This window comes from Pseudomonas sp. WS 5532 (assembly GCF_012985445.1).
GTDB lineage: Bacteria > Pseudomonadota > Gammaproteobacteria > Pseudomonadales > Pseudomonadaceae > Aquipseudomonas > Aquipseudomonas edaphica.
In genome coordinates this window covers 288,733-309,356 of the sequence record NZ_JAAQWK010000006.1, presented here as the reverse complement: position 1 = coordinate 309,356, position 20,624 = coordinate 288,733, and the positions used below count along the sequence as shown (strand labels likewise).

General features: G+C 58.9%; 17 protein-coding genes. 4 read left to right on the top strand and 13 right to left on the bottom strand.

All coding sequences use genetic code 11. From position 1 onward, the window contains the following. Window positions 1-5: 5 nt before the first annotated feature. The gene (locus HBO23_RS13485) at window positions 6-944 is read left to right on the top strand and encodes a magnesium transporter CorA family protein (RefSeq protein ID WP_170038443.1); all 939 of its coding nucleotides are present in this window, start codon (window positions 6-8) and stop codon (window positions 942-944) included. A 144-nt stretch (window positions 945-1,088) separates the two neighbouring features. On the opposite strand, the gene map is transcribed toward HBO23_RS13485, so the two are convergent. Together map and HBO23_RS13475 are read right to left on the bottom strand one after the other, a co-directional pair. Further along, window positions 1,089-1,838 carry a type I methionyl aminopeptidase gene (map, locus tag HBO23_RS13480; protein WP_017135044.1) on the bottom strand — a complete coding sequence of 250 codons (750 nt, stop codon included), beginning with the start codon at window positions 1,836-1,838 and terminating at the stop codon, window positions 1,089-1,091. Then, window positions 1,838-2,038, bottom strand: a complete 201-nt coding sequence (locus HBO23_RS13475; RefSeq protein WP_017135045.1) for a ParD-like family protein — start codon at window positions 2,036-2,038, stop codon at window positions 1,838-1,840. The genes map and HBO23_RS13475 overlap by 1 nt, the downstream gene beginning before the upstream one ends. 275 nt (window positions 2,039-2,313) lie before the next feature. Here HBO23_RS13475 and ilvA point away from each other — a divergent pair, with 275 nt between their 5' ends. Both ilvA and HBO23_RS13465 read left to right on the top strand, forming a co-directional pair. Continuing rightward, window positions 2,314-3,336, top strand: a complete 1,023-nt coding sequence (gene ilvA / locus HBO23_RS13470; protein ID WP_170038441.1) for a threonine ammonia-lyase, biosynthetic — start codon at window positions 2,314-2,316, stop codon at window positions 3,334-3,336. Window positions 3,337-3,572: 236 nt separating this feature from the next. Beyond that, a complete protein-coding gene (locus HBO23_RS13465; protein WP_017135047.1) occupies window positions 3,573-3,839 on the top strand; it encodes a DUF1652 domain-containing protein in 267 nt (88 codons plus the stop codon). Between the two features lie 73 nt (window positions 3,840-3,912). Here HBO23_RS13465 and HBO23_RS13460 read toward each other — a convergent pair whose 3' ends face one another. The 11 genes from HBO23_RS13460 to HBO23_RS13410 form a co-directional block, all read right to left on the bottom strand. Next, complete coding sequence (locus HBO23_RS13460) at window positions 3,913-4,173, bottom strand: DUF2790 domain-containing protein (protein WP_017135048.1); 261 nt, start codon at window positions 4,171-4,173, stop codon at window positions 3,913-3,915. Window positions 4,174-4,273: 100 nt separating this feature from the next. Then, complete coding sequence (locus tag HBO23_RS13455) at window positions 4,274-5,212, bottom strand: carbohydrate kinase (protein WP_170038439.1); 939 nt, start codon at window positions 5,210-5,212, stop codon at window positions 4,274-4,276. 12 nt (window positions 5,213-5,224) lie between these two features. After that, window positions 5,225-6,706, bottom strand: a complete 1,482-nt coding sequence (gene xylB, locus HBO23_RS13450; protein ID WP_170038437.1) for a xylulokinase — start codon at window positions 6,704-6,706, stop codon at window positions 5,225-5,227. Window positions 6,707-6,875: 169 nt separating this feature from the next. Then, window positions 6,876-8,357 carry a mannitol dehydrogenase family protein gene (locus tag HBO23_RS13445; protein ID WP_026013524.1) on the bottom strand — a complete coding sequence of 494 codons (1,482 nt, stop codon included), beginning with the start codon at window positions 8,355-8,357 and terminating at the stop codon, window positions 6,876-6,878. 16 nt (window positions 8,358-8,373) lie between these two features. Continuing rightward, window positions 8,374-9,477: a sn-glycerol-3-phosphate ABC transporter ATP-binding protein UgpC gene (gene ugpC, locus HBO23_RS13440; protein ID WP_170038435.1), complete on the bottom strand. Its 1,104-nt coding sequence runs from the start codon at window positions 9,475-9,477 to the stop codon at window positions 8,374-8,376. A 22-nt stretch (window positions 9,478-9,499) separates the two neighbouring features. Further along, complete coding sequence (locus HBO23_RS13435) at window positions 9,500-10,330, bottom strand: carbohydrate ABC transporter permease (protein WP_056859282.1); 831 nt, start codon at window positions 10,328-10,330, stop codon at window positions 9,500-9,502. 10 nt (window positions 10,331-10,340) lie between these two features. Further along, entirely contained in the window at window positions 10,341-11,231 is an 891-nt protein-coding gene (locus tag HBO23_RS13430; RefSeq protein ID WP_017135054.1) for a sugar ABC transporter permease, read from the bottom strand. Between the two features lie 166 nt (window positions 11,232-11,397). After that, window positions 11,398-12,720, bottom strand: coding sequence for a sugar ABC transporter substrate-binding protein (locus HBO23_RS13425; RefSeq protein ID WP_065931666.1), 1,323 nt, complete (start codon window positions 12,718-12,720; stop codon window positions 11,398-11,400). A gap of 278 nt (window positions 12,721-12,998) precedes the next feature. Further along, entirely contained in the window at window positions 12,999-17,336 is a 4,338-nt protein-coding gene (locus tag HBO23_RS13420; RefSeq protein ID WP_170038433.1) for a DUF6543 domain-containing protein, read from the bottom strand. 176 nt (window positions 17,337-17,512) lie between these two features. Beyond that, window positions 17,513-18,430, bottom strand: coding sequence for an AraC family transcriptional regulator (locus HBO23_RS13415; RefSeq protein ID WP_099548264.1), 918 nt, complete (start codon window positions 18,428-18,430; stop codon window positions 17,513-17,515). 72 nt (window positions 18,431-18,502) lie between these two features. Further along, window positions 18,503-19,792, bottom strand: a complete 1,290-nt coding sequence (locus HBO23_RS13410) for a glycosyltransferase (protein ID WP_170038431.1) — start codon at window positions 19,790-19,792, stop codon at window positions 18,503-18,505. Window positions 19,793-19,950: 158 nt separating this feature from the next. Between HBO23_RS13410 and tpx the strand changes: the two genes are divergently transcribed. Next, window positions 19,951-20,451: a thiol peroxidase gene (gene tpx / locus HBO23_RS13405; protein WP_017135058.1), complete on the top strand. Its 501-nt coding sequence runs from the start codon at window positions 19,951-19,953 to the stop codon at window positions 20,449-20,451. The last annotated feature ends 173 nt before the right edge of the window (window positions 20,452-20,624 follow it).

The following is a 20,624-nucleotide window of genomic DNA, read 5'->3' as shown; positions in this document are numbered from 1 at the left end:
GCGCGATGATTCAGCGCTTTGAACTGACCGACGGAAAACTGTGCAAGGCGGACAAGGACGACGCTGCAATCATGCTGTTCAACAACCCGGACGCGGCCGAGCGCGAGTGGTTGCGCGACCATCACAAACTCGACGAGCACGCCCTGGCTTCGGCGCTTGACCCGGATGAAGTCTCACGCATCGAGTTTCACCCCGATAACCTGTTCCTGATCTGGAAACGCCCGGAGAACTACTCGGGCGGCGGCAGCCTGATGTTCGAAGTGGCCTCCTGCGGGCTATTGTTTTCGCCCGGCCGCCTGTTGGTGATCGCCACGGATGACACCCCACTCTCCGGGCTCGGCGCGCGCCGGCCGTTGCATACGCCGCTGGATGTGCTGCTCGACTTGCTGCTTAACAACATTCACCACTACCTGGGCCACCTCAAGGTGATCAAGCTGGTGGCGCGGGAGTTGCAGCAACAGTTCAATGCGTCGATGAGCAACCAGCACCTGATGCAGATGTTTAACCTCAGTGAAAGCCTGATCTATTACATCAACGCGCTGCACAGCAATGGCGCGGTGTTGTCGCGGTTGCGCAACCACGCGGAAAAGGAGCATTTCAGCGCCGAGGTGCTGGGGTTGATCGATGACCTGATCATTGAGAACCACCAGTGCTACAAGCAGGCCGAGATCTACTCCAACGTGTTTTCCGGGCTGATCGATGCACGCGGCAACCTGATGAACAACAGCATGAACAACCTGCTGCGCAAGCTGACGTTGATCAACGTGGTGTTTCTGCCGCTCAACCTGATCGCCAGCGTGGGCGGCATGTCGGAGTTCAGCATGATGACGGCGGGCACGCCGTGGTGGGTGTCGTACCCGCTGTTGATGGTGGCGATGGGCGTTGGGGCGGGGTTGATGGTGTTCGGGCTCAAGCGCATCGCAGGCGGCGCCAGCCGCGCGTGAACACATTGCAGTTTGTGGGAACTGACAGGTAAGGTGGCCAAACTCCTTCGTGGCGAGCGGGCTTGCCACAACAGCGCTCCTGTGCAAGCGGTGTGTCGGTGACACACAGTCGATGCTATCGCAGGCAAGCCAGCTCCCACAGGTTTACGGTTGCAGCGTCAGCACTTCAAAGCCGTCCGCCGTCACCGCCACGGTATGTTCCCACTGCGCCGACAGGCTGTTGTCCTTGGTCACCACCGTCCAGCCATCCTTGAGGTCGCGCACCTTGGCGCTGCCCTGGTTGAGCATCGGCTCGATGGTAAACACCATGCCTTCGCGCAGTTCCAGCCCGGTGCCGGGGCGGCCGAAGTGCAGCACTTGGGGTTCCTCGTGCATCTGCCGGCCGATGCCGTGGCCGCAATACTCACGCACCACGCTGTAGCCGTTGGCCTGCGCATGGCTCTGGATTGCATGGCCGATATCGCCCAGGCGTGCGCCGGGGCGGACCTGGCGAATGCCGGCCCACATGGCTTCAAAGGTCTGTTCCACCAGGCGCCGGGCCTTGGGCGCCACGCTGCCAATCATGTACATCTTGCTGGAGTCAGCGATAAAACCGCCTTTTTCCAGGGTGATGTCGATGTTGATGATGTCGCCGTCTTTCAACACATCCTTGGCACTGGGCATGCCATGACACACCACTTCGTTGATCGAGGTGTTGATGCAAAAGGGGTAGTCGTATTGCCCAAGACTCGCCGGCCGGGCTTTGAGCTCGTTGCGGATGAAGGCTTCGACGGCGCTGTCCAGCTCCAGGGTCGAGCGCCCGGCGGCGACAAAGCCGTCGAGCATGCTGAATACCTGGGCCAGCAGGCGCCCGGATTCGCGCATCACGGCCAGTTGTGCGGGTGTCTTGATCATCAGCCGCGCCCTCGGATCAGGTCGGGTTTGTCCAGTAACAGCTTGTTGATCAGCTCGTTGTAGGGCAGGTGCGGGTTGAGTTCGGCCAACAGGCCGATCTTGATCCAGAACTCGGCCTGGGCATTGATGGAGCGGTCCATGGCGGCGCTGGCCAGGCGAAGCTGTTCGTGCAGTTGGTCGGTAATCTTGACGATGCCCATGGGTTTCACTGTGTTAGATGGATATACAAAGCGTATACGTTTCGTATATCTCTCGTAAACCCCAACCCGCTAAATGGCCACAGGCCATTGACTTGCCCAGTCACCGCCGGTTAATTTCGGTGCATGACCTTTCCAGCCTTGCGCCGCCAGTCGAGCATTATTATTACCGCCATTCCTCATTTGGCGGGATAGCACACGGCTGCACCCAAACCCGCCCTAGAGGCGGGTTTTGTTTTTCCGACTCCTGGGCAGCACACCAACACCAGGAGACGCCCATGAGTACCCACCGCGCCGCGCAAACCGCCAATACCGGGCTGCTTGAGCACTACGTGAAAAAGATCCTCGCCGCCCCGGTTTACGACGTGGCAGTGCGCACGCCCTTGCAATCGGCGCCTGCGTTGTCGGCGCTATTGGGCAACCAAGTGCTGCTCAAGCGGGAAGATTTGCAGCCGACGTTTTCCTTCAAGATCCGTGGCGCCTACAACAAGCTGGTGCAACTCGGCGATGAGCAGAAAGCCCGTGGGGTGGTGACCGCCTCGGCGGGTAATCATGCGCAGGGCGTGGCATTGGCGGCGCGGGAACTGGGCATCAAGGCCCGCATCGTCATGCCGTGCAGCACGCCGGAATTGAAGGTGCTGGGCGTGCGCTCCCGTGGCGCCGAGGCGGTGTTGCATGGCGAAAGCTTTCCGTTTGCCCTGGCCCACGCATTGCAGTTGGCCGAGACGTCGGGTTGCACCTTTGTTTCGCCGTTCGATGACCCCGATGTGATCGCCGGCCAAGGCACAGTGGCCATGGAAATACTGCGCCAGCAGCAAGGCCCGCTGCACGCGATCTTCGTGCCGGTGGGCGGCGGCGGCCTGATCGCCGGGATTGCCGCCTATGTCAAATACCTGCGGCCCGAGGTGCGCATTGTCGGCGTCGAACCCGAGGGTTCCAGTTGCCTGCTGGCGGCCTTGCGCGCCGGTGAGCGGGTGGTGCTGCCCAGTGTCGACGGGTTTGCCGATGGCACCGCGGTGGCGCAGATCGGCGCCTATGGCTTTGAGATCTGCCGCGATTGGGTCGATGAAGTGATCACCGTCAGCAATGACGAACTGTGCAGCGCCATCAAGTTGATCTACGACGATACGCGCTCCATCACTGAGCCTTCAGGCGCACTGGCGGTGGCGGGCGTTCGCAAGTACGTCACCCAAAACGGCGTGCGCGGGCAGACCTTGGTGGCAGTTAACTCAGGGGCCAATATCAACTTTGATAGTTTGCGACATGTTGCAGAGAGAGTAGCGGCGCAAGGTGCAATTTAGTACATAAACGTTTAATCGGCGCGGTTCGACGATAATCCACGCGGGGTAAACAGATTTATATACGTCAGCGCGGCGCTTATGAGGAAAGGTTACAACGAGAATGGATTTTGCCGAGTAGGCTGATGAATGAAAGCGTCTGCCAGGGTCGGTAAGACGCCGCAGGCACGCGCCTGCACCGTACCTGAATATCTGTACCTAAAAATCTGTTGGCAGTCTCAAAAAAGGAGAGGTTGGCCATGCTTTCGGAACTAGAGCTACGCAGCATTATTGAAGGAAGTTTCCTGCCCAAGCGGTGTGAATGTACCAAAGCCGAAGACGCCTCGTTGACGATCAAGGTGTATGACGACCGCGACCGTGACCGGGTGGATTTGGAAGTCAAAGGTATAAACGCCGAAAAACTCGACAGCAGTCGAGCCATTTGCAACCTGATCAGCGGGTTGCGCGAAGACCTCAAGCACACTCAAGCGCCTGCTCAGCAAAGAGTGGCGGGGCGCGGCTACTAGTCAGCCAAGTGTTTGAGAGTGATTCACCGACGACCTGTGGGCCTGGTAAACACCAGGCCCAATGCGGTGTGTTTCAATTCTGAAAATCGCAGGCTTCGGACATTTTTCGGTAGCCCACATCTTCGATCTTCCCGGCTTTGTCCACGAACTTGATATCGGCGTTGATTACCTTGCACATGTCGGTGTCTTCCTCGTGCATGGCGATCACTTTGTCGACGTTCAAGGGCATGCCGTATTGATACTGCACAGGCTTGGCGGCGGTGTCGGCCTGGGCCATCCCCGACACCGCGGCAAGGGCCAAGGTGGCGGTGAATAACAAGGTACGCAGTTTCATGGTGGTGCTCCGCAAGTGAGTTCGAATTCACTCTCGGCTTGCGGGATTAACCATCGATTAATTTTGCCTTGGCTGACAAAACCTTCATGAAACCCAGGCTTCAGCCCAACTGCTGGCGATATGGCAGGTCCGGCCCGGTCTTGCTGCAGGTCAGCGCGGCGGCGCGGATCGCGAAGCCCAGCATGCTGTCGATTTGCGCGCGTGTCAGCTGTTGCAGGCCGTCAATGGAATCCAGCTGCTGCTCGGTCAACCAGGCAATCAACGCGGCCTGGAAGGTGTCGCCGGCGCCCACCGTATCGGCCATCACCACCTTGACCGCAGGTTGCGACCAACTGCCGTGCTGGCGGCTGAACACGCTGGCGCCATCGCCGCCACGGGTGAGGAACACCAATTGGCAACGGTGCTGCAACCAGCCTTGCAGCACGCTCTCGGGCGACTGGTCGGGGTAGAGCAGGTGCAGGTCTTCATCGCTGACTTTAATCAGGTCGGCATGCTTGACCAACTCGGCCACGCGCTCACGCCACAGCTGGATATCCGGTTGCGGGTTGAGCCGCACATTGGGGTCCAGGCTGATCAGGCGCTTGCCACTTTCGCGCTTGACCAGGCTCAGCAGGGTGTCGCCGATCGGCTGCACCACCAGCGAAAACGAGCCGATATGCACGCCACGAACCTCATCGCCCAAGGTCGGCAGATGCTCAAGCGTCAATTGCCGATCGGCGCAGCCTTCGCCGCGAAAGCTGTATTGCGGTGAGCCGTTGGCGCCCACGGCAACCATCGCCAGGGTGGTTGGCGCGGCAAACTCAAGCAGAAACCGCTGGCTGACGCCTTCGTCCTTGAGCACTTGCAGCAAGCGCTGGCCAAGGAAGTCGTTGGACACGCCACCCAACAGCGCGGACTCAATGCCCAGGCGGCGCAAACCGACGGCCACGTTGAACGGCGAACCACCGGCAATGGCCTTGTAATTGACCCTGGAAGCCTGCCCGCTGGCATCCTCCTCGCTGAAAAAATCGAACAGCGCTTCGCCACACACCAGATACATAGTCGTTCGCTCTTAAAGGGTTGCCACGAGCTGCTGATAGCGCTCGTAAGCCTGTTGATAGGCACTGACATTGGCCGCCACCGGCAGCGTGCGGCTGCTTGGGTCGACACTCACACATTTGTCGCACAGGCTGGCCAGGGTGTCGCCGGACTGGCTCCACGCCGCCTGGATCGCCGCGCCCAGGGCAGCGGCTTCGCTTTGTTCGGTACACACCACTTCGGTGTTCATGATATCGGCGACCATCTGCCGCCACACCGGGCTTTTCGAGCCGCCGCCGATCAGGTGGATGCTATGGCTTTGCAGGCCGGTCTGGCGCAGCAGGTCGAGGCCGTAGCGCAGGCCGAAGGTGGTGCCCTCGACCACCGCGCGACACAGGTTGGCGCGGGTCAGGTTGGTCATGGTCAGCCCGTGGAGGCTGCCGGTGGCGTGGGGCAGGGCGGGCACGCGTTCGCCATTGAGGAACGGCAGCATGCTCACGCCATCGGCGCCAATCGGCGCTTGCGCAACCAGGCTGTTGAAGGTCGCAAGGTCAAGCTCGAACAGCTCGCGAATCACCCCGGTGGCGTTGGTCAGGTTCATGGTGCAGATCAACGGCAGCCAGCCACCGCTGGACGAACAGAAGGTCGCGACCGAGGCTTGCGGGCTGACATTCGGCTGGTCGGCAAATGCGTAGACGGTGCCGGACGAACCCAGGCTCATGGTGATCACGCCGGGAGCGATATTGCCGGTGCCGATGGCGCCCATCATGTTGTCGCCGCCGCCGCTGGACACCTTGGCATTGGGGTTGATCCCCAGGCGTTCGGCGATGGCCGGCAGGATGCTGCCGACAGCTTGATCGGCCGCAATCAACGCGGGCAGGGCTTTTTCCAGGCGCCCGCTCGGGTCGATGTGTTTCAGTAGCTCTACGTCCCACTCGCGGCTGCGCACGTTGAAGTAGCCGGTGCCCGACGCATCGCCGTATTCCGCCACGGCGCGGCCGGTGAGCCAGTAGTTGAGGTAGTCGTGGGGCAGCAGGATATGCGCGATGCGTGCGAACACGTCCGGGTGTTGTTCGCGGGTCCACAGCAGTTTCGACACGGTATAGCCCGGCGCAATCGCCACGCCGAGGCGTTCCAGCGAGCCGCTTTCGCCGCCCAGGTACGCCAGCAGGCGGTCGTTCTCCGGGGCGGTTTCGGTGTCGCACCAGAGTTTGGCCGGGCGTAGCACCTCACCGTGCTCGTCCAGTAGCACCAGCCCGTGCTGCTGGCCGGAGACGCCGATGCCGAGAATGTCCTGGCCGTCCACGCCAGCCTGTTGCAGGGCGCGGTGAGTGGCTTCGGTAAAGGCATCCAGCCATTCCTGGGTGTGCTGTTCGCGACGGCCATTGGCACCGCTGATCAGCGTATGCGCGGCGGCGCCCAGGCCCAGGACCTTGCCGCTGGACGCGTCGAGGACGATGGCTTTGGTGCCCTGGGTGCCGCAATCGATGCCGAGGTACAGGTTTTGCTGGGTCATGAAGGAGTGCTCAGCAGTATTATTCTTGGATTGATAGCCCGATTAAATGTGGACGCTGGTCTGTGTGGGAGCTGGCTTGCCTGCGATGCCAGCACCTCGGTCTATCAGTCAAACCCAGGTGATGCTATCGCAGGCAAGCCAGCTCCCACACAAGCCAGCTCCCACATTTTTAATCGGGTGTTTTCAGCAGTTGCTGCAGTGTTGCGGTGACGCCGTTGTCGCGCAAGCTGACAAAGCACCGCTCAAACGCTGCCACAAACTCAGCCGAGTTGGGAATAGCCTTGCCAAAAATCTCTTCCACACCCAGCAGGCGTTGGCTGATCAGCGCATCGTCACTCACCAGCCCTTGGCAGAACTCGGCGCGTGGGTCGGGGATCTTGTAAGTCACGCCGTTTTCATCAACGCCTTTGAGGTACAACGCCCAGGCGGCGACAACCAACGCCGCGCGCTCAGTCTCACGCCCATCGGCAATCAAGCGATTGATGGTCGGTACGGTGAACTTGGGAAACTTCGACGAGCCATCGGAACATACACGCTCCAACTGGTCGGCAATCGCCTGGTTGGAAAAACGATCCACCAGCGTCTGCTTGTACTGGGTCAAATCGATGCCCGGCACCGGCGCCAGGTTTGGCGTGACGTCCAGGTCCATGTAGGCACGCATATAGGCCACAAACACCGGGTCATTCATGGTGTCGTGCACAAACCGATAACCCTTGAGAAAACCCAGGTAGGTAAGGGCCAGGTGGCTGCCATTGAGCAGGCCGATCTTCATCTCTTCGTAAGGCGTGACGTCATCGGTGAACTGCACACCGACGGTTTCCCACGCCGGGCGGCCGTTAACGAATTTGTCTTCCAGCACCCATTGCACGAACGGCTCGCACACCACTGGCCAGGCGTCGTCGATGCCGTGCTCATCGTGCAGTTGCAGGCGGTGGGCGGTGCTGGTCATCGGCGTGATGCGGTCGACCATGGCATTCGGGAAGCTCACGTTGGCCTTGATCCAGTCATGCAGCTCGGCGTTGTGCAGGGCGGCAAATGCCAGCAGGGCCTTGCGTGTGACGGCGCCGTTGTGCGGCAGGTTATCGCAGGACATCACGGTAAACGCCGGGGTCCCGGCGGTGCGGCGTTGGGTCAGTGCGGCGCAGATAAACCCGAACACGGTTTTCGGTGCATTAGGGTGCGCCAGGTCGTGCTGGATCTGCGGCAGGTGCGCCATGAACTCGCCGTTACTGTCATCGATGCAGTAGCCGCCTTCGGTGATGGTCAGCGAGACAATCCGAATCTCAGGGCTGGCCAGCTTGTCGATCAGCGCCTGGGCGCCGTCTTCGGCCAGCAGCATGTCGCTGATGGCGCCGATCACGCGCACTTCGGTGTCGTCGGTGTCGCCCAGTTCATACAGGGTGAACAGGTAATCCTGGCCGGCCAGGTCGTCGCGGGCCTTGCGGTCCTCGCTGCGCAGGCCGACGCCGCAGATGCTCCAGTCCAGGCCAACGCCGGTATTCATCAGCGCATCGGTGTAATACGCCTGATGCGCACGGTGGAAACCGCCGACGCCGATATGCGCGATGCCCTGGGAGGTGCTCGCAATGGCGTAGGCCGGAATTTTTACTTGCGGCGCCAATTGGGTGAGGTTCTGTTTATTCAGTTTCATCACAAGTCTCGCGAAATCAGGCGGCAGCGCGCAGTGGACGAGCCACGGCCACGCCATCGGTGTCGAACAGATGGCAGTGCGCCGGGTCCAGGTGCAGGTGCAGGGTTTCGCCGTATTGGCTGGCCATGTCGCCACGAATCCGCATGGTCAGCGGCTCGCCGTTGGCGGTGATGACGTGGCAGAAGGTGTCGCTGCCCAGGCGCTCGCCGACGTCGGCGGTGACGGTCAGGGTGGTTTGCCCAGGCGCGGCAATTTCCAGGTGCTCCGGGCGAATCCCCAGGGTCACCGCGCTGCCCACGCTCAAGCTGGCACCGCTCAATGGCAGGCTGATCAGGGGGCCGGCGTCCAACTGCACGTCGCAGCCCTGGCTTTCAATACGGGTGACTTTGCCCTTGAGGAAGCCCATTTTCGGCGTGCCCAGAAAGCCCGCCACAAACAGGTTGGCCGGCTGGTGGTACAGCTCCAGCGGCGAGCCGACCTGCTCGATACGGCCGCTGTTGAGTACCACCACCTTGTCGGCCAGGGTCATGGCCTCGACCTGGTCGTGGGTCACGTAAATCATGGTGGCTTGCAGCTCTTTATGCAGGCGCGCCAGTTCCAGGCGCATCTGCACGCGCAGGGCGGCGTCGAGGTTGGACAGCGGTTCGTCGAACAGGAAAATCTTTGGGTTACGCACGATCGCACGGCCGATTGCCACGCGCTGACGCTGGCCGCCGGAAAGCTGCTTGGGCTTGCGCTCCAGCAACGGGCCGAGTTCGAGGATGCGCGCCGCTTCGCTGACTTTGCTCTCCACCAGCTTCTTGTCGACGCCGGCCAGGTCCAGGGCAAACGACATGTTCTTGCGCACGCTCATGTGCGGGTACAGCGCGTAGGTCTGGAACACCATGGCCAAGTCACGCTTGGCGGGGGTGACTTCGGTGATATCGCGGCCATCGAGTTCGATGGTGCCTTCGGTGACTTCCTCAAGGCCCGCGATCAAACGCAGCAGGGTGGATTTACCGCAGCCCGACGGGCCGACGAACACCACAAATTCCTTGTCGTTCACTTCCAGGTCAATGCCCTTGATGATCGAGAAACCTTCGAAGCCTTTTTGCAAATTCTTGATTTTCAGGTTGGCCATGATGGGCCTCCGCTTGGAATTATTATTTAACTGCGCCGAAGGACAAGCCACGCACCAGCTGTTTTTGGCTGATCCAGCCAAAGATCAGGATCGGCGCACAGGCGAGGGTCGAAACGGCGGACAATTTGGCCCAGAACAAACCTTCGGGGCTGGAGTAAGAGGCGATCAGCGCTGTCAACGGCGCGGCATTCGAGGAGGTCAGGTTCAGCGACCAGAACGCCTCGTTCCAGCACAGGATCAGCGACAGCAGCACGGTAGAGGCCAGGCCGCCCTTGGCGATCGGCAGCAGCACGCGGACCATTTCCTGCCACAGGGTGGCGCCGTCCAGGCGCGCGGCTTCGAGGATGTCCTTGGGGATGTCCTTGAAGTAGGTGTACACCATCCACACCACAATCGGCAGGTTGATCAGGGTGTAGATGATGATCAGCGCAATGCGCGTATCCAGCAGGCCAAGGCTCTTGGCCAGCAGGTAGATCGGCATCAAAACGCCCACTGGCGGCAGCATTTTGGTGGACAGCATCCACAGCAAGGTGCCCTTGGTGCGTTTGGTTTCATAGAACGCCATGGAGTAGGCGGCCGGCACCGAGATCAGCAGGCACAGGGCGGTGGCGCTGAACGAGATCACCACCGAGTTCCAGGCGTAGGCGAAGTAGTTGCTGCGCTCGTTGATGTGCAGGTAGTTCTCCAGCGTCGGCGTGAAGATGAACTGCGGCGGCGTGGCGAACGCGTCGATTTCGGTCTTGAAGCTGGTCAGCACCATCCAGAAGATCGGGAAGAAAATCAGGATTGCGATGGCCCAGGCCAACGTGCCGAGCAGCAGGCTTTGCAGGCGGCGGGATTGTTGAAGCGTCATGGCGCGGCCCTCAAGGCTTGTCAGTCAGGTTTTTGCCGATCATCCGCACCAGGATGATCGCCGCGATATTGGCGATGACCACGGCAATCAAGCCGCCGGCCGAGGCCATGCCCACGTCGAACTGCACCAGCGCCTGGTTGTAGATCAGGTAGGCGAGGTTGGTCGAGGCGTAGCCGGGGCCACCGTTGGTGGTGGTGAAGATTTCGGCGAAGACCGAGAGCAAAAAGATCGTTTCGATCATCACCACCACGGCAATCGGGCGGGCCAGGTGGGGCAGGGTCAGGTGCCAGAAGATCGCGATGGCGCCGGCACCGTCCAGGCGCGCGGCTTCCTTTTGTTCCTGGTCGAGGGACTGCATGGCGGTCATCAGCAGCAGGATGGCGAAGGGCAGCCACTGCCACGACACAATGATGATGATCGACAGCAATGGGTAGTGCGCCAGCCAGTCCACGGGTTCGGCGCCGAACAGCTTCCACACGGCGGCGAGAATCCCCGACACCGGGTGGAAAATCAGGTTCTTCCAGATCAGCGCACCGACGGTGGGCATGATGAAGAACGGCGAAATCAGCATCACCCGCACGATGCCGCGGCCCAGGAACTCACTGGCCTCCAGCAACGCGCTGATCAACACGCCGAACACCACGCTGATCAGCAACACGCTGCCCACCAGTAACAGGGTGTTGGTGGCGCCAGGCAGGAAGCCCGAGTCGGTGATGAAGTAGGTGAAGTTTTCCAACCCCACGAATTGGTTTTCGCCAGGGTAGAGCAGGTTGTAGCGGATCAGCGAAAAGTACAGGGTCATGCCCAGTGGCACGATCATCCACAGCAGCAGCATGGCCACCGAGGGGCTGACAAGGAACCAGCCGGGGTTGGCCAGGCGGTTTTTGGGTGTTGTATTCATTAGGATCAAGACCAGTCGGGGGCATGCAAAACTAGAATCGGAGCGCGCTCAATGTGGGAGCTGGCTTGCCTGCGATGGCATCACATCGGTCTGGCTGACAGACCGAGTCGCCCGCATCGCAGGCAAGCCAGCTCCCACACAAAGCATTTATCGCGGTGATGCTGAGTTATTTGGGATAACCCGCCCGCTTCATCTCACGCTCGGTGGTGGTCTGCGCGGCGGTCAAGGCTTGGTCCACCGTTTGCTGACCGGTCAGCGCGCCCGAGAAGAACTTGCCGACCTGGGTACCAATCGCCTGGAATTCAGGAATGGTCACCAACTGGATACCGATATACGGCACCGGCTTGAGCGTCGGTTTAGTCGGGTCAGCGACTTTCAGCGATTCGAGGGTCACCTTGGCAAACGGTGCGGCTTTGAGGTATTCGTCGCTGTAGGTCGATTTGCGCGTGCCAGGCGGTACGTTGGCGATGCCGTCGGTCTTGGCTACCAGTTCGCCGTATTCCTTGGACGTTGCCCAGGTGGTGAACACCTTGGCGGCATCCTTGGCTTTGGAACTGGTCGGGATGGCCAGGCTCCAGGAGTACAGCCACGAGGTGCCCTTGTCGGTCTTCTCGTGCGGCGCGAAGGTGAAGCCGACACTGTCAGCGACTTTGCTCTGAGACTTGTCGGTGACGAACGAACCGGCCACGCTGGCGTCCACCCAGATCGCACACTTGCCACTGTTGAACAGCGCGAGGTTTTCGTTGAAACCGTTGCTGGAAGCACCCGGCGGGCCGGATTTCTTCATGTTGTCGACGTAGAAGTTCAACGCGTCCTTCCATTCCGGACCGTTGAATTCCGGTTGCCATTTTTCATCGAACCAGCGCGCGCCGTAGCCGTTGGCCAGGGTGGTGATCAGCGCCATGTTCTCACCCCAACCGGCTTTGCCACGCAGGCACAGGCCGTATTGCTCTTTGCTCTTGTCGGTGAGTTTGGCGGCGAATTCACCGATCTGAGTCCAGGTCGGGTGCTCGGGCATGCTCAGCCCGGCGCCCTTGAACAGGTCGGTGCGATAGTAGGTGATCGAGCTTTCGGCGTAGAACGGCAGGGCATACAACGAGCCTTTGACCGACAAGCCGTCACGCACCGAAGGGAACACGTCGTCGAGGTCGTAGGACGCCGGCAGGTCTTTCATCGGCTCCAGCCAACCCTTGGCGCCCCACAGTGCAGCTTCGTACATGCCGATAGTCAACACGTCAAACTGGCCGCCCTGGGTGGCGATGTCGGTGGTCAGGCGTTGGCGCAGTACGTTTTCTTCAAGCACCACCCAGTTCAGCTTGATGTCCGGGTGCTCGGTCTCGAAGGTTTTCGAGAGCTTCTGCATGCGGATCATGTCGCTGTTGTTGACGGTGGCAATGGTCAGGGTTTGCGCGCCAAAGCTGACGGCGCTGAGGGTCATGCAGGTGGTCATGCAGGTGGAGACAAGCAGTGCTTTTGCTGTGAACTTCATCGCGCACTCCATTTCCGTGCCCAGAGGGCTACAGAATGACAGTTATTGTTGTTGTGTCTTCCCACAAGGTGTCAGGAAGAGTGTGCGTTGATTACAGCCTTGAAATGGGCGTGTGACAAATCCTTGGGCACACTTGAGCTGATACTTTTTTGCACTCGGCAATCGATTGCATGAAACCTTTCAGCAACGCCCGGCCTGGTCAGCCGCTGAACCACCAGGGGCTTGAACCGGGTGATTCAACGGCTTGGCATAAGTGGGGACTGGCGCGTTGAGGTCTACTAGGCCGGTGTGGCAGGTGTAAATGTCTTCCACTCATGATCGTGCGGGCGACGTGGGTTCGGGAATTTCTCCAGAATCCAGTACCTGTCTTTCATGACTTCAAATTGAGTGACGGTGCCCACTGGCGCTTTGACGGGCACGTTCAAGCGTTTTGAGAGTTCTTCCGAAAAGCCGGTGCTGCCTGATTTGCAACTGATCATCCTGATATGGGTAGCCCCGGTCTTTTTCAGCATGGGGGCAATCAATTTTGCAAATGCTTCAGGCGAGTGGGACGCTGCGCCTTTCAGATCGCTTTTGAATGTAGCGCCGCCTTTATCACCATGCCCGATGATGTTTAGTCTGATTTCCGTGCTGCCCACTGTCCGGTCCAGAAAGTACTCATACTGACCGTCTTCCGAGGTCGTAAAAGCAATGCTGTTTTTCAGTTTGTCAGCCTCGGGCAACGCCTTGAAGGCTTTATATTCACCCATGTTATGCAGTTCTTTTGAGGTGTCTTGAACCTCTGCAGTGCCCGCAATTGTTCGGGTCTTTGACGGTCCGAAGCGCTTGGGACGGTAGTCGACTGACACCTCTTCATAGATTGGATTTTGAATCGTTCCCCAGTTTACTTTTACTTTTTTACCACTCTTCTTTTCCACATGGTTAAAAATATCAATGTCTCTTAATTGGTTGTTCAGCGCTATCTCTGCCAGTTCTTTCCTGGCGGCTTCAGAAAATTCTGGACGCTGGGTTCTGAGTTTTTCAAGGGCTGTTTTGTATATATCTTCCGGGTCCACGCCTACACCAGATATATACCCTACGTCGACTGTGCCTTCATATCCCTTTACCGGGACGCCAGTGAGCGAGTGCAGTTGTGCCGCCAGAGAGTTGTCACCCCCTTTGGCGGAGTAGCACACCAGCAAGCGAACTTCCGGGTAATCTCGAATATTAATGCCCCGCCCAAAGAGTTCATTATCGAGTTTTTCAGCCGTATAGACTTGTTCACCTTCAGCGACAATCACCGCTGATTGCTCTCCCTCAGGCTTAGCGGCATGACCAATGATATTCAGCCGCTTCACTTCCTGGCCTTTACGATTGTAAGTGTCTACGTTGGTCTGGATTTCCCCGTCCACAGGTATGATCCTTTCCAGCGGCCCCCCCATCCGAAAGCGCTGTAGGGGCGGGGTGAGCGGTACTGCTTCATCTACCATCACGCTGGCGCCGGTTGCCGGGCTTGTCGACGTAACGGAAGAGGGCTCCGACAATGAGCGTGCCTTGAAGTGGATAAACAACGTTGCCAGGTTGACCAGCAGATCGGTCAGGGCTGCTTGTTTCTTTTGTGCGTCATCGTCGAGCAGGATGCCCAAGTCGCTGATAATGCCTTGAGCCTGCATCATCAAGCCGAGTATGGCGCCGGGGCCGCGCAGCACAGGCAGCACTGAATTGAGCAGCAGGAAACCACCCTCCTTGAGGGATGCCCACCGGCTTTGAGCGTCTGTTGTTGATTGGTGCTCAGCCAGGGTGATCAAGTTCCGGGCATTGGCCTCGTACAGATGCTCCAGCAATTTTCCCTCCTGTAACGTTTGCTGCAGTCGGGTATCGATGGCCAGAGGGTGGGCCTTGTTAAGGGGAACGGACCCCAGGTTCAAACCGAATATCACCAGGTTGGGATGCTTGAAACCGTCGCCGCTGTAGAGTTTTCGAGTGTTTTCATCCGGGAGCCAGGCGAGGATGTCATTTTGCAGCTTACCTTTGTTCTGTATGGCTTCCAGCAGTGCCTGGCGGGTTGGAAATTGCAGCAGCGGAGCATCGCTGATCAGCGGCCTATACAGAATATGCGGGCCGGTCGTAGTGTCTTTGGGTTCGATCAGATAGGCACCTTCCACCCCATCGGGCTTTCCATTGGCTTGATTATCAAACGCCAGCGGTCGGATGACGATTTCCTTGCCATCAACGACCCTGGGGCCAAGGCCAGGCTTGAACACTTCCTGGATGTACCTGAAACCTGTTGCGTTGAAACCGGACGCTCCCTTGATGCTCAGTTCCAGGGCTTTGAACTGTAGTTCGAGCGGCACTTGCTGAGCGAAAAGTGACTGGCGCTGCGCTTTTTCGCTGGGGTCGTCGAGCAATTGTTTTTTGAGCAAATCCGTATAGGTTTTGCCAATATCGAGCTCGTCAACGAGCTGCTTGAGCACACCTTCTTTTTCCAGTGTGGGCACTCTGACTTTTATTTCTGCACCGTTCTCATCTTTGAGCCCTGTCTTGAAAAAGACTTCTATCCGGCCATTAGGCAGCCCCGATAAGTTATTGAGGAGCATGTCCGTCAGGCTCATGGTTTGCCGGTCAATGAAGCCGGAGTTCAGCGTTCCATAAGGCACTTTGAAGACCACCTCAAGGTTGGCGGCCGCGTGCGCCGTCAGCTTTTGGTTTTCGGGCAGGCTGTCAAATCGATGCTGCGCAAAACTGCGAATGTCCTCAATGCCGCTGTTGTAGCTGCGGCCTTGGTTAGTTTGGTGAGTGCTTGCCAATCCCAGGCTGAGTTCATGCATGACAAAACGTTCGGCTTCGCCGGCTTTGCTCATCCAGTCGGGCAGAGGGATGGTCTCCTTCGTCGAGTCGTCTGTGCCTGAGGGCGTTGAAGGCGCAGACAAACTGTCGCCCAGGTGCTGATCGATGATGATGTCGGCCTGGGCGCTGAACATATTGCCGGTCAGCCTGTCATTCAGAGCACCCAAGCCGTTGAGTTCATCCCAGCTCTTAAACGGGGTGATTTTCCCGCTGGGCTCCACTAATAGAAGAATGTCGCGATTTATGTTCGCCAAGTAGCGATGAATCACCATCTTTGGCGCTGTACCGACCAGGCTATAGACGGTGGCCCCTGATGAGTTGGGGTCAGTTGGGGCGGGGCGTGTGGCTTCTTCGGGATGTCTTGCGACCATGTCTATGGTCTTGCGCTGCTCATCATCCAGGCCGGGTTGTTTCAGACTGGCCAGTTGCAAGTTGCTTCGCAGAATTCGACTAACCAATGCCCTGTGGCTGCCGGTAAAGGCAGCACCCGCATCAGTGCCTCCAGCGAAGGCCGGCTTATCCCAATATTCACCCATGGCCGTTTCGTAGTAGTGGTTCAGTCGAGCCGGCAATGCATTTATGATACTGCTCAACGCTGACAAATCCAGATCGAGCGGGGTGTCGGCAGAGTTGCCCGTCCGTGCCAGCAGATCAGGACGTGTGTCAAAAGCTCTATCGGTGCCTGTGAAGCGCGGGGCCTCCCCACCCGTCAAGTAGTCGAAGACACGTGCCATTAATTGTGTTCGCTTGAATGCACCAGGGGTGTCCGGATCGGGCGTTTCAATAGAGATCTGGTTGACGTCGACGTCCAGTGCGGGGGCCACCTCCTTTATCCTATCGCTTAGCGCGCGCGCGACCACCGAGTAAACATTGGGCTCACCGGCAAACTGTCGGCGCGCAATGGCGGCCACCGGGTCAGTGGTGGCGGTTGGCGTTTGCGCCGGCGTTGTGGCCGGTTGCGCAGGGTTTGGCGGCGCGAGCTGAGGAATGCCAGCTTGACCCTGCTGGGGAGGAAATTTCCCCGGCTCCCGAACCATCTGAAGTGCGAGGTCCTGCTCTGCTTCGTCCTGCATTTGCCTGGCGTGCCGGTATTCGTGTCGACGGGGGCGTGGTGCGTTGGCGTCAGGAGAAAACACGGAGGGGAACCTCATGTTCTCCTGCAATTGACGGATATCCGCGAGCGTCGCGGCTTTTGTATTGGGAACCTGTACGCCGTAAAAATTACCGACAGCACGCGTAGTGGAGCTGTGTTCGTCTACGTATACAAACGACTTGTTGTCAGGGCTCAGTTTGCGGGCAGCGATCAAAACGTCGACAGTGGCTTGCTCAAAGCCTGTTTCGTAATTGGAAAAGGTCCTGCGCTTGCCGTTAACGGTGCAATCCAGCCAGCCGCTGGGCGTCACTTTCAGGTTTGAAAGATCAATGTGGTTATTTTTTGCAAACGTGGCAAACGGCTCGCTCTTGAGTGTGTGAGTAAGCTGTGCCCAGAGTTGTCCGAACGTGGAGTTGGCGGGAATAGCAGAGACTACCCCGGAGGCGATGGGCTGCTGGCGGCCTGTGCTATTTGAATTGACCTGTTCCATCAAGGCGGTGGCGAATTTTCCGGCCAGGTCGGCGTCCGCCTGGCGTACCAAGGTCTGGGCGGCTTTTTGTACTTCCAGGGAGATTACGTCAGCCGATGTGCTGCGCCGTGTCCGCGCGTTATTCGGTTGCCCCTCAACGGGCGCAGGGGATGGGCTTGGGGGGTGGGCAGCAAAGGTCAGGGGTGAGTGCGTCAGGTAACTTCTCATGGGGCATTCCGATTTGGCGACGTTGGGTGAGCAAGCAGTCAGGCTGCGGGCTGGTAGCTTGTTGGTCGCGAGAAGGAATGTGTTCCGCCCCTTGTATTGCGGGATTTAAACGAGACGGGCGGGAGGCGTATCTCAGCAAATGGCCCATTAAGGCCTGCTGCCCTCGAATTGAAGTGCTAAGCGCCTATCGGCGTCAGGTTCTGATCCGTGAGCCGTTGCACCGCCAGACGTCGGTAATGGGACGGCGTCATGCCCTTGAGCTGCTGAAAACGCCGGTTGAAGTTGGAAATATTGTTAAAACCCGATTCAAAGCACACATCCGTCACGGCTTTGTCGCCATCGGCCAGCAGCTCGCAAGATTTGCTGATGCGTAGCCGGTTAACAAACTCTATAAACGTGCGCCCAGTGGCTTGTTTAAACACCCGTGAGAAATACGTCGGCTTCATCCCCAGGTACTGCGCCACTTCCTCCAGCGACAATTCGCGGGCGTAGTGGGCAAAGATATAGTCCACCGCGCGGTTGGTGCGATCAATGCTGTGCTCGTCGGCCACTTGCGGTGTCGTCCCGCCGGACAGCAGCTGGTAATCCTCACAGGCGCTCAACACCTCCAGCAGAATAAAGAAGTGCCCCAGGCGCGCTATACCTTGGGCGTCTTCGATGCGCTGCATCAAGGTCATGGCTTGGGCGATGGTTTTTTTGCAACGGAACTCGATGCCGTACTGCGCCCGTTCCAGCATCGGCGCCAGCGTCTTGAGTTCGGCAAACACGGGGCTGCCCTGTTCAAACAGTTCGTCGGTGAAATTCACCAGCATGTCGCGCTTGGGCACCACCTCGTCTTCCTCCACCTGGCTGATCCAGTTGTGGGGCAGGTTGGGGCCGGTAAGGAATAGGCTTTCGGGGTAGAAGTTACCGATGTAGTCGCCGATAAACACTTTGCCCGAGCTGGCGACGATCAGGTGCAGCTCGTATTCCTTGTGGAAGTGCCAGCGCACCAACGGGCAGGGGAAACCATGCTGGCGATAGATGATGGACAGACCGTTGTGATCGTCCATCAACTCGTAGGAAGGGTCGGTAATGCGCATTGCTCGGGTCATGCTGCCGTCGCTTTATTGTGGTTGCTGCACAGGATAATGCCCCCTTGCGCGCAACCTCGCTAGCGTCATCCTTTATACGCTGCGGTTTTTTGCCTCGATCCACTGCGACATGTACTGGGTACTTTTATGCGCATGGTGACGCAGCATGCTGCCGGTGAAGTTGTCCCGGCGATGGGCGGCGAGGCGGCTGCGGCAGTGTTCCAGGCAAGCCACCAGGGCGGGGCCATGCAGGCTCTGGTCGTAGCGCCGAGCCAGCAATCGGCGGCCGTCTTCCTGGGCCTGGGTCCAACGCTCGCGGTCTTGATACAGCGCCACGGCGGCAGCGGCCAGGGCCTCGGCACTTTGCTCGATGGTACCGGGCCATGGCTGATCGTCGCCCATGGCCTCGGCGCCAATCGGCGTGGTGATGTTTGGCGTGCCGCAGAGCATGGCATCCATCAGTTTGCCCTTGATGCCGGCGCCGAAACGCAGTGGCGCCAGGCAGATACGGGCCGCGGCCATGACCTGCAGCGCATCTTCAGCCCAATTCATCACGTGAAAACCCTGCGCCGGGTTGTGCAGGGCGGTGGCCTTGGGGGGCGTGTAGGCACCGTAGATATGCAGCTGTGCGCCCGGCAGTTGCTGGCGGATCAACGGCCACAAACTGCTCTTCATCCACAGCACCGCATCCCAATTGGGCGCGTGGCGGAAATTGCCGATGCTCAGGAAGTGCGCGCGGTCTTCAAACGGCGCAAAGGCTTCAACCGGTGGTTCCAGCATCAATGGGCACCAGTGGAGCAGGGCGGCCGGCACCTTGAATTGTTCGGTGAGCAGGCGGATTTCCACATCGGAAATCATCAGGCTGATATCACAGCGGTAAATGGCGGCGATCTCGCGCTTGGCGAGGTCGGTGTCGGCCATCCACTGGAACGCTTCCTGCAGGGCCGGCTTGAACAGTGCGCTGAAGTCGTCACTGTCGGGGTGAGCCTTGAGGTGGGCCTTGAAACGCTGATGGCGCGCATCGCGCAGGCTTTGCAAATCGGAGGTTTCAAGCACGCGCAGGGCATCGGGGCAGCATTGCTCCACACGCCAGCCGAACTGCTCTTCCATCATAAAACGGTCGAACAACACGATATCCGGGGCTAACGCGCGGATAAAATCGTCGAAGCTGCTGTTGTTGAGCTCGATGGCGCACTCGGCGATGCCCAGGGCAGGCAAGTCGGCCTTGTGTTCACCAATAGTCGCCGGGCTGCTGAAGGTAATGTCCCAACCCTGGTCCAGGAAGCTCTGCAGAATCTGCATCATATGCCCGCCGGCGGCTGAGGAGCGGGGCTCCGGCCAGACATAACCTATGACCAGGACTTTGGTGGCGGGCTGATTCATCTAAAGCAGATCCTTGAAGGGCGGGCAAAAAACGCGCAATTAAACCACACCTGCGGGGCATGACAATTTGTGTCCGGTGGTAGGTAGTCACTGCACTTTGTGGTTAACTTCGGCCTCTCGAATTCGTTTAACCAAAACCCAGCATAAGGATTCCGTTCATGGCTCAAGTCACCCTTCGTGGTAACCCTGTCCAGGTTGAAGGCGAATTGCCGAAAACCGGTTCCACCGCTCCAGAATTCAATCTTGTCGCCGTCGACCTGTCAGAGGCGACCCTGGAAACGTTCGCCGGCAAGCGCAAAGTGCTGAACATCTTCCCAAGCGTCGACACCCCGACCTGTGCCACTTCGGTACGCAAATTCAACGCCCAGGCCAACGACGTGAGCAACACCGTTGTACTGTGCATCTCCTCTGACCTGCCGTTTGCCCAGAAGCGCTTCTGCGGCACCGAAGGCCTGGACAACGTGCTGAGCCTGTCGGACTTTCGCAACGCCGACTTCGCCGTAGACTACGGCGTATCCCTGGCCGATGGCCCGCTGCAAGGCCTGACCGCCCGTGCCGTGGTGGTACTGGACGAAAACAACAACGTGCTGCACAGCGAACTGGTGCCTGAAATCGGCCAAGAGCCAAACTACGAAGCAGCCCTGGCTGTTTTGAAGTAACTGTTTCGGCGCATTACTGTCATTTTGCAGTAGCACGCTTGATGCAAGATTGCGGCCTGGCCTAGTCCAGGCCGTTTTTATTTGCGGCTCAAACGCTTAGCGAAATAGCCAACGGACTAAGCTCAGAAGTTAAAAGTTGTAATCCAAGGTAAATAGCCGGTAAAGGCGCTTTT

Coding starts and splice junctions, on each gene's coding strand:
- tpx (WP_017135058.1), top strand. CDS start 19,951: ATGGCTCAAGTCACCCTTCGTGGTAACCCTGTCCAGGTTGAAGGCGAA.
- ugpC (WP_170038435.1), bottom strand. CDS start 9,477: ATGGCCAACCTGAAAATCAAGAATTTGCAAAAAGGCTTCGAAGGTTTC.
- HBO23_RS13485 (WP_170038443.1), top strand. CDS start 6: ATGATTCAGCGCTTTGAACTGACCGACGGAAAACTGTGCAAGGCGGAC.
- HBO23_RS13475 (WP_017135045.1), bottom strand. CDS start 2,038: ATGGGCATCGTCAAGATTACCGACCAACTGCACGAACAGCTTCGCCTG.
- map (WP_017135044.1), bottom strand. CDS start 1,838: ATGATCAAGACACCCGCACAACTGGCCGTGATGCGCGAATCCGGGCGC.
- HBO23_RS13435 (WP_056859282.1), bottom strand. CDS start 10,330: ATGACGCTTCAACAATCCCGCCGCCTGCAAAGCCTGCTGCTCGGCACG.
- HBO23_RS13445 (WP_026013524.1), bottom strand. CDS start 8,357: ATGAAACTGAATAAACAGAACCTCACCCAATTGGCGCCGCAAGTAAAA.
- HBO23_RS13410 (WP_170038431.1), bottom strand. CDS start 19,792: ATGAATCAGCCCGCCACCAAAGTCCTGGTCATAGGTTATGTCTGGCCG.
- HBO23_RS13465 (WP_017135047.1), top strand. CDS start 3,573: ATGCTTTCGGAACTAGAGCTACGCAGCATTATTGAAGGAAGTTTCCTG.
- HBO23_RS13455 (WP_170038439.1), bottom strand. CDS start 5,212: ATGTATCTGGTGTGTGGCGAAGCGCTGTTCGATTTTTTCAGCGAGGAG.
- ilvA (WP_170038441.1), top strand. CDS start 2,314: ATGAGTACCCACCGCGCCGCGCAAACCGCCAATACCGGGCTGCTTGAG.
- HBO23_RS13460 (WP_017135048.1), bottom strand. CDS start 4,173: ATGAAACTGCGTACCTTGTTATTCACCGCCACCTTGGCCCTTGCCGCG.
- HBO23_RS13430 (WP_017135054.1), bottom strand. CDS start 11,231: ATGAATACAACACCCAAAAACCGCCTGGCCAACCCCGGCTGGTTCCTT.
- HBO23_RS13420 (WP_170038433.1), bottom strand. CDS start 17,336: ATGAGAAGTTACCTGACGCACTCACCCCTGACCTTTGCTGCCCACCCC.
- xylB (WP_170038437.1), bottom strand. CDS start 6,706: ATGACCCAGCAAAACCTGTACCTCGGCATCGATTGCGGCACCCAGGGC.
- HBO23_RS13425 (WP_065931666.1), bottom strand. CDS start 12,720: ATGAAGTTCACAGCAAAAGCACTGCTTGTCTCCACCTGCATGACCACC.
- HBO23_RS13415 (WP_099548264.1), bottom strand. CDS start 18,430: ATGACCCGAGCAATGCGCATTACCGACCCTTCCTACGAGTTGATGGAC.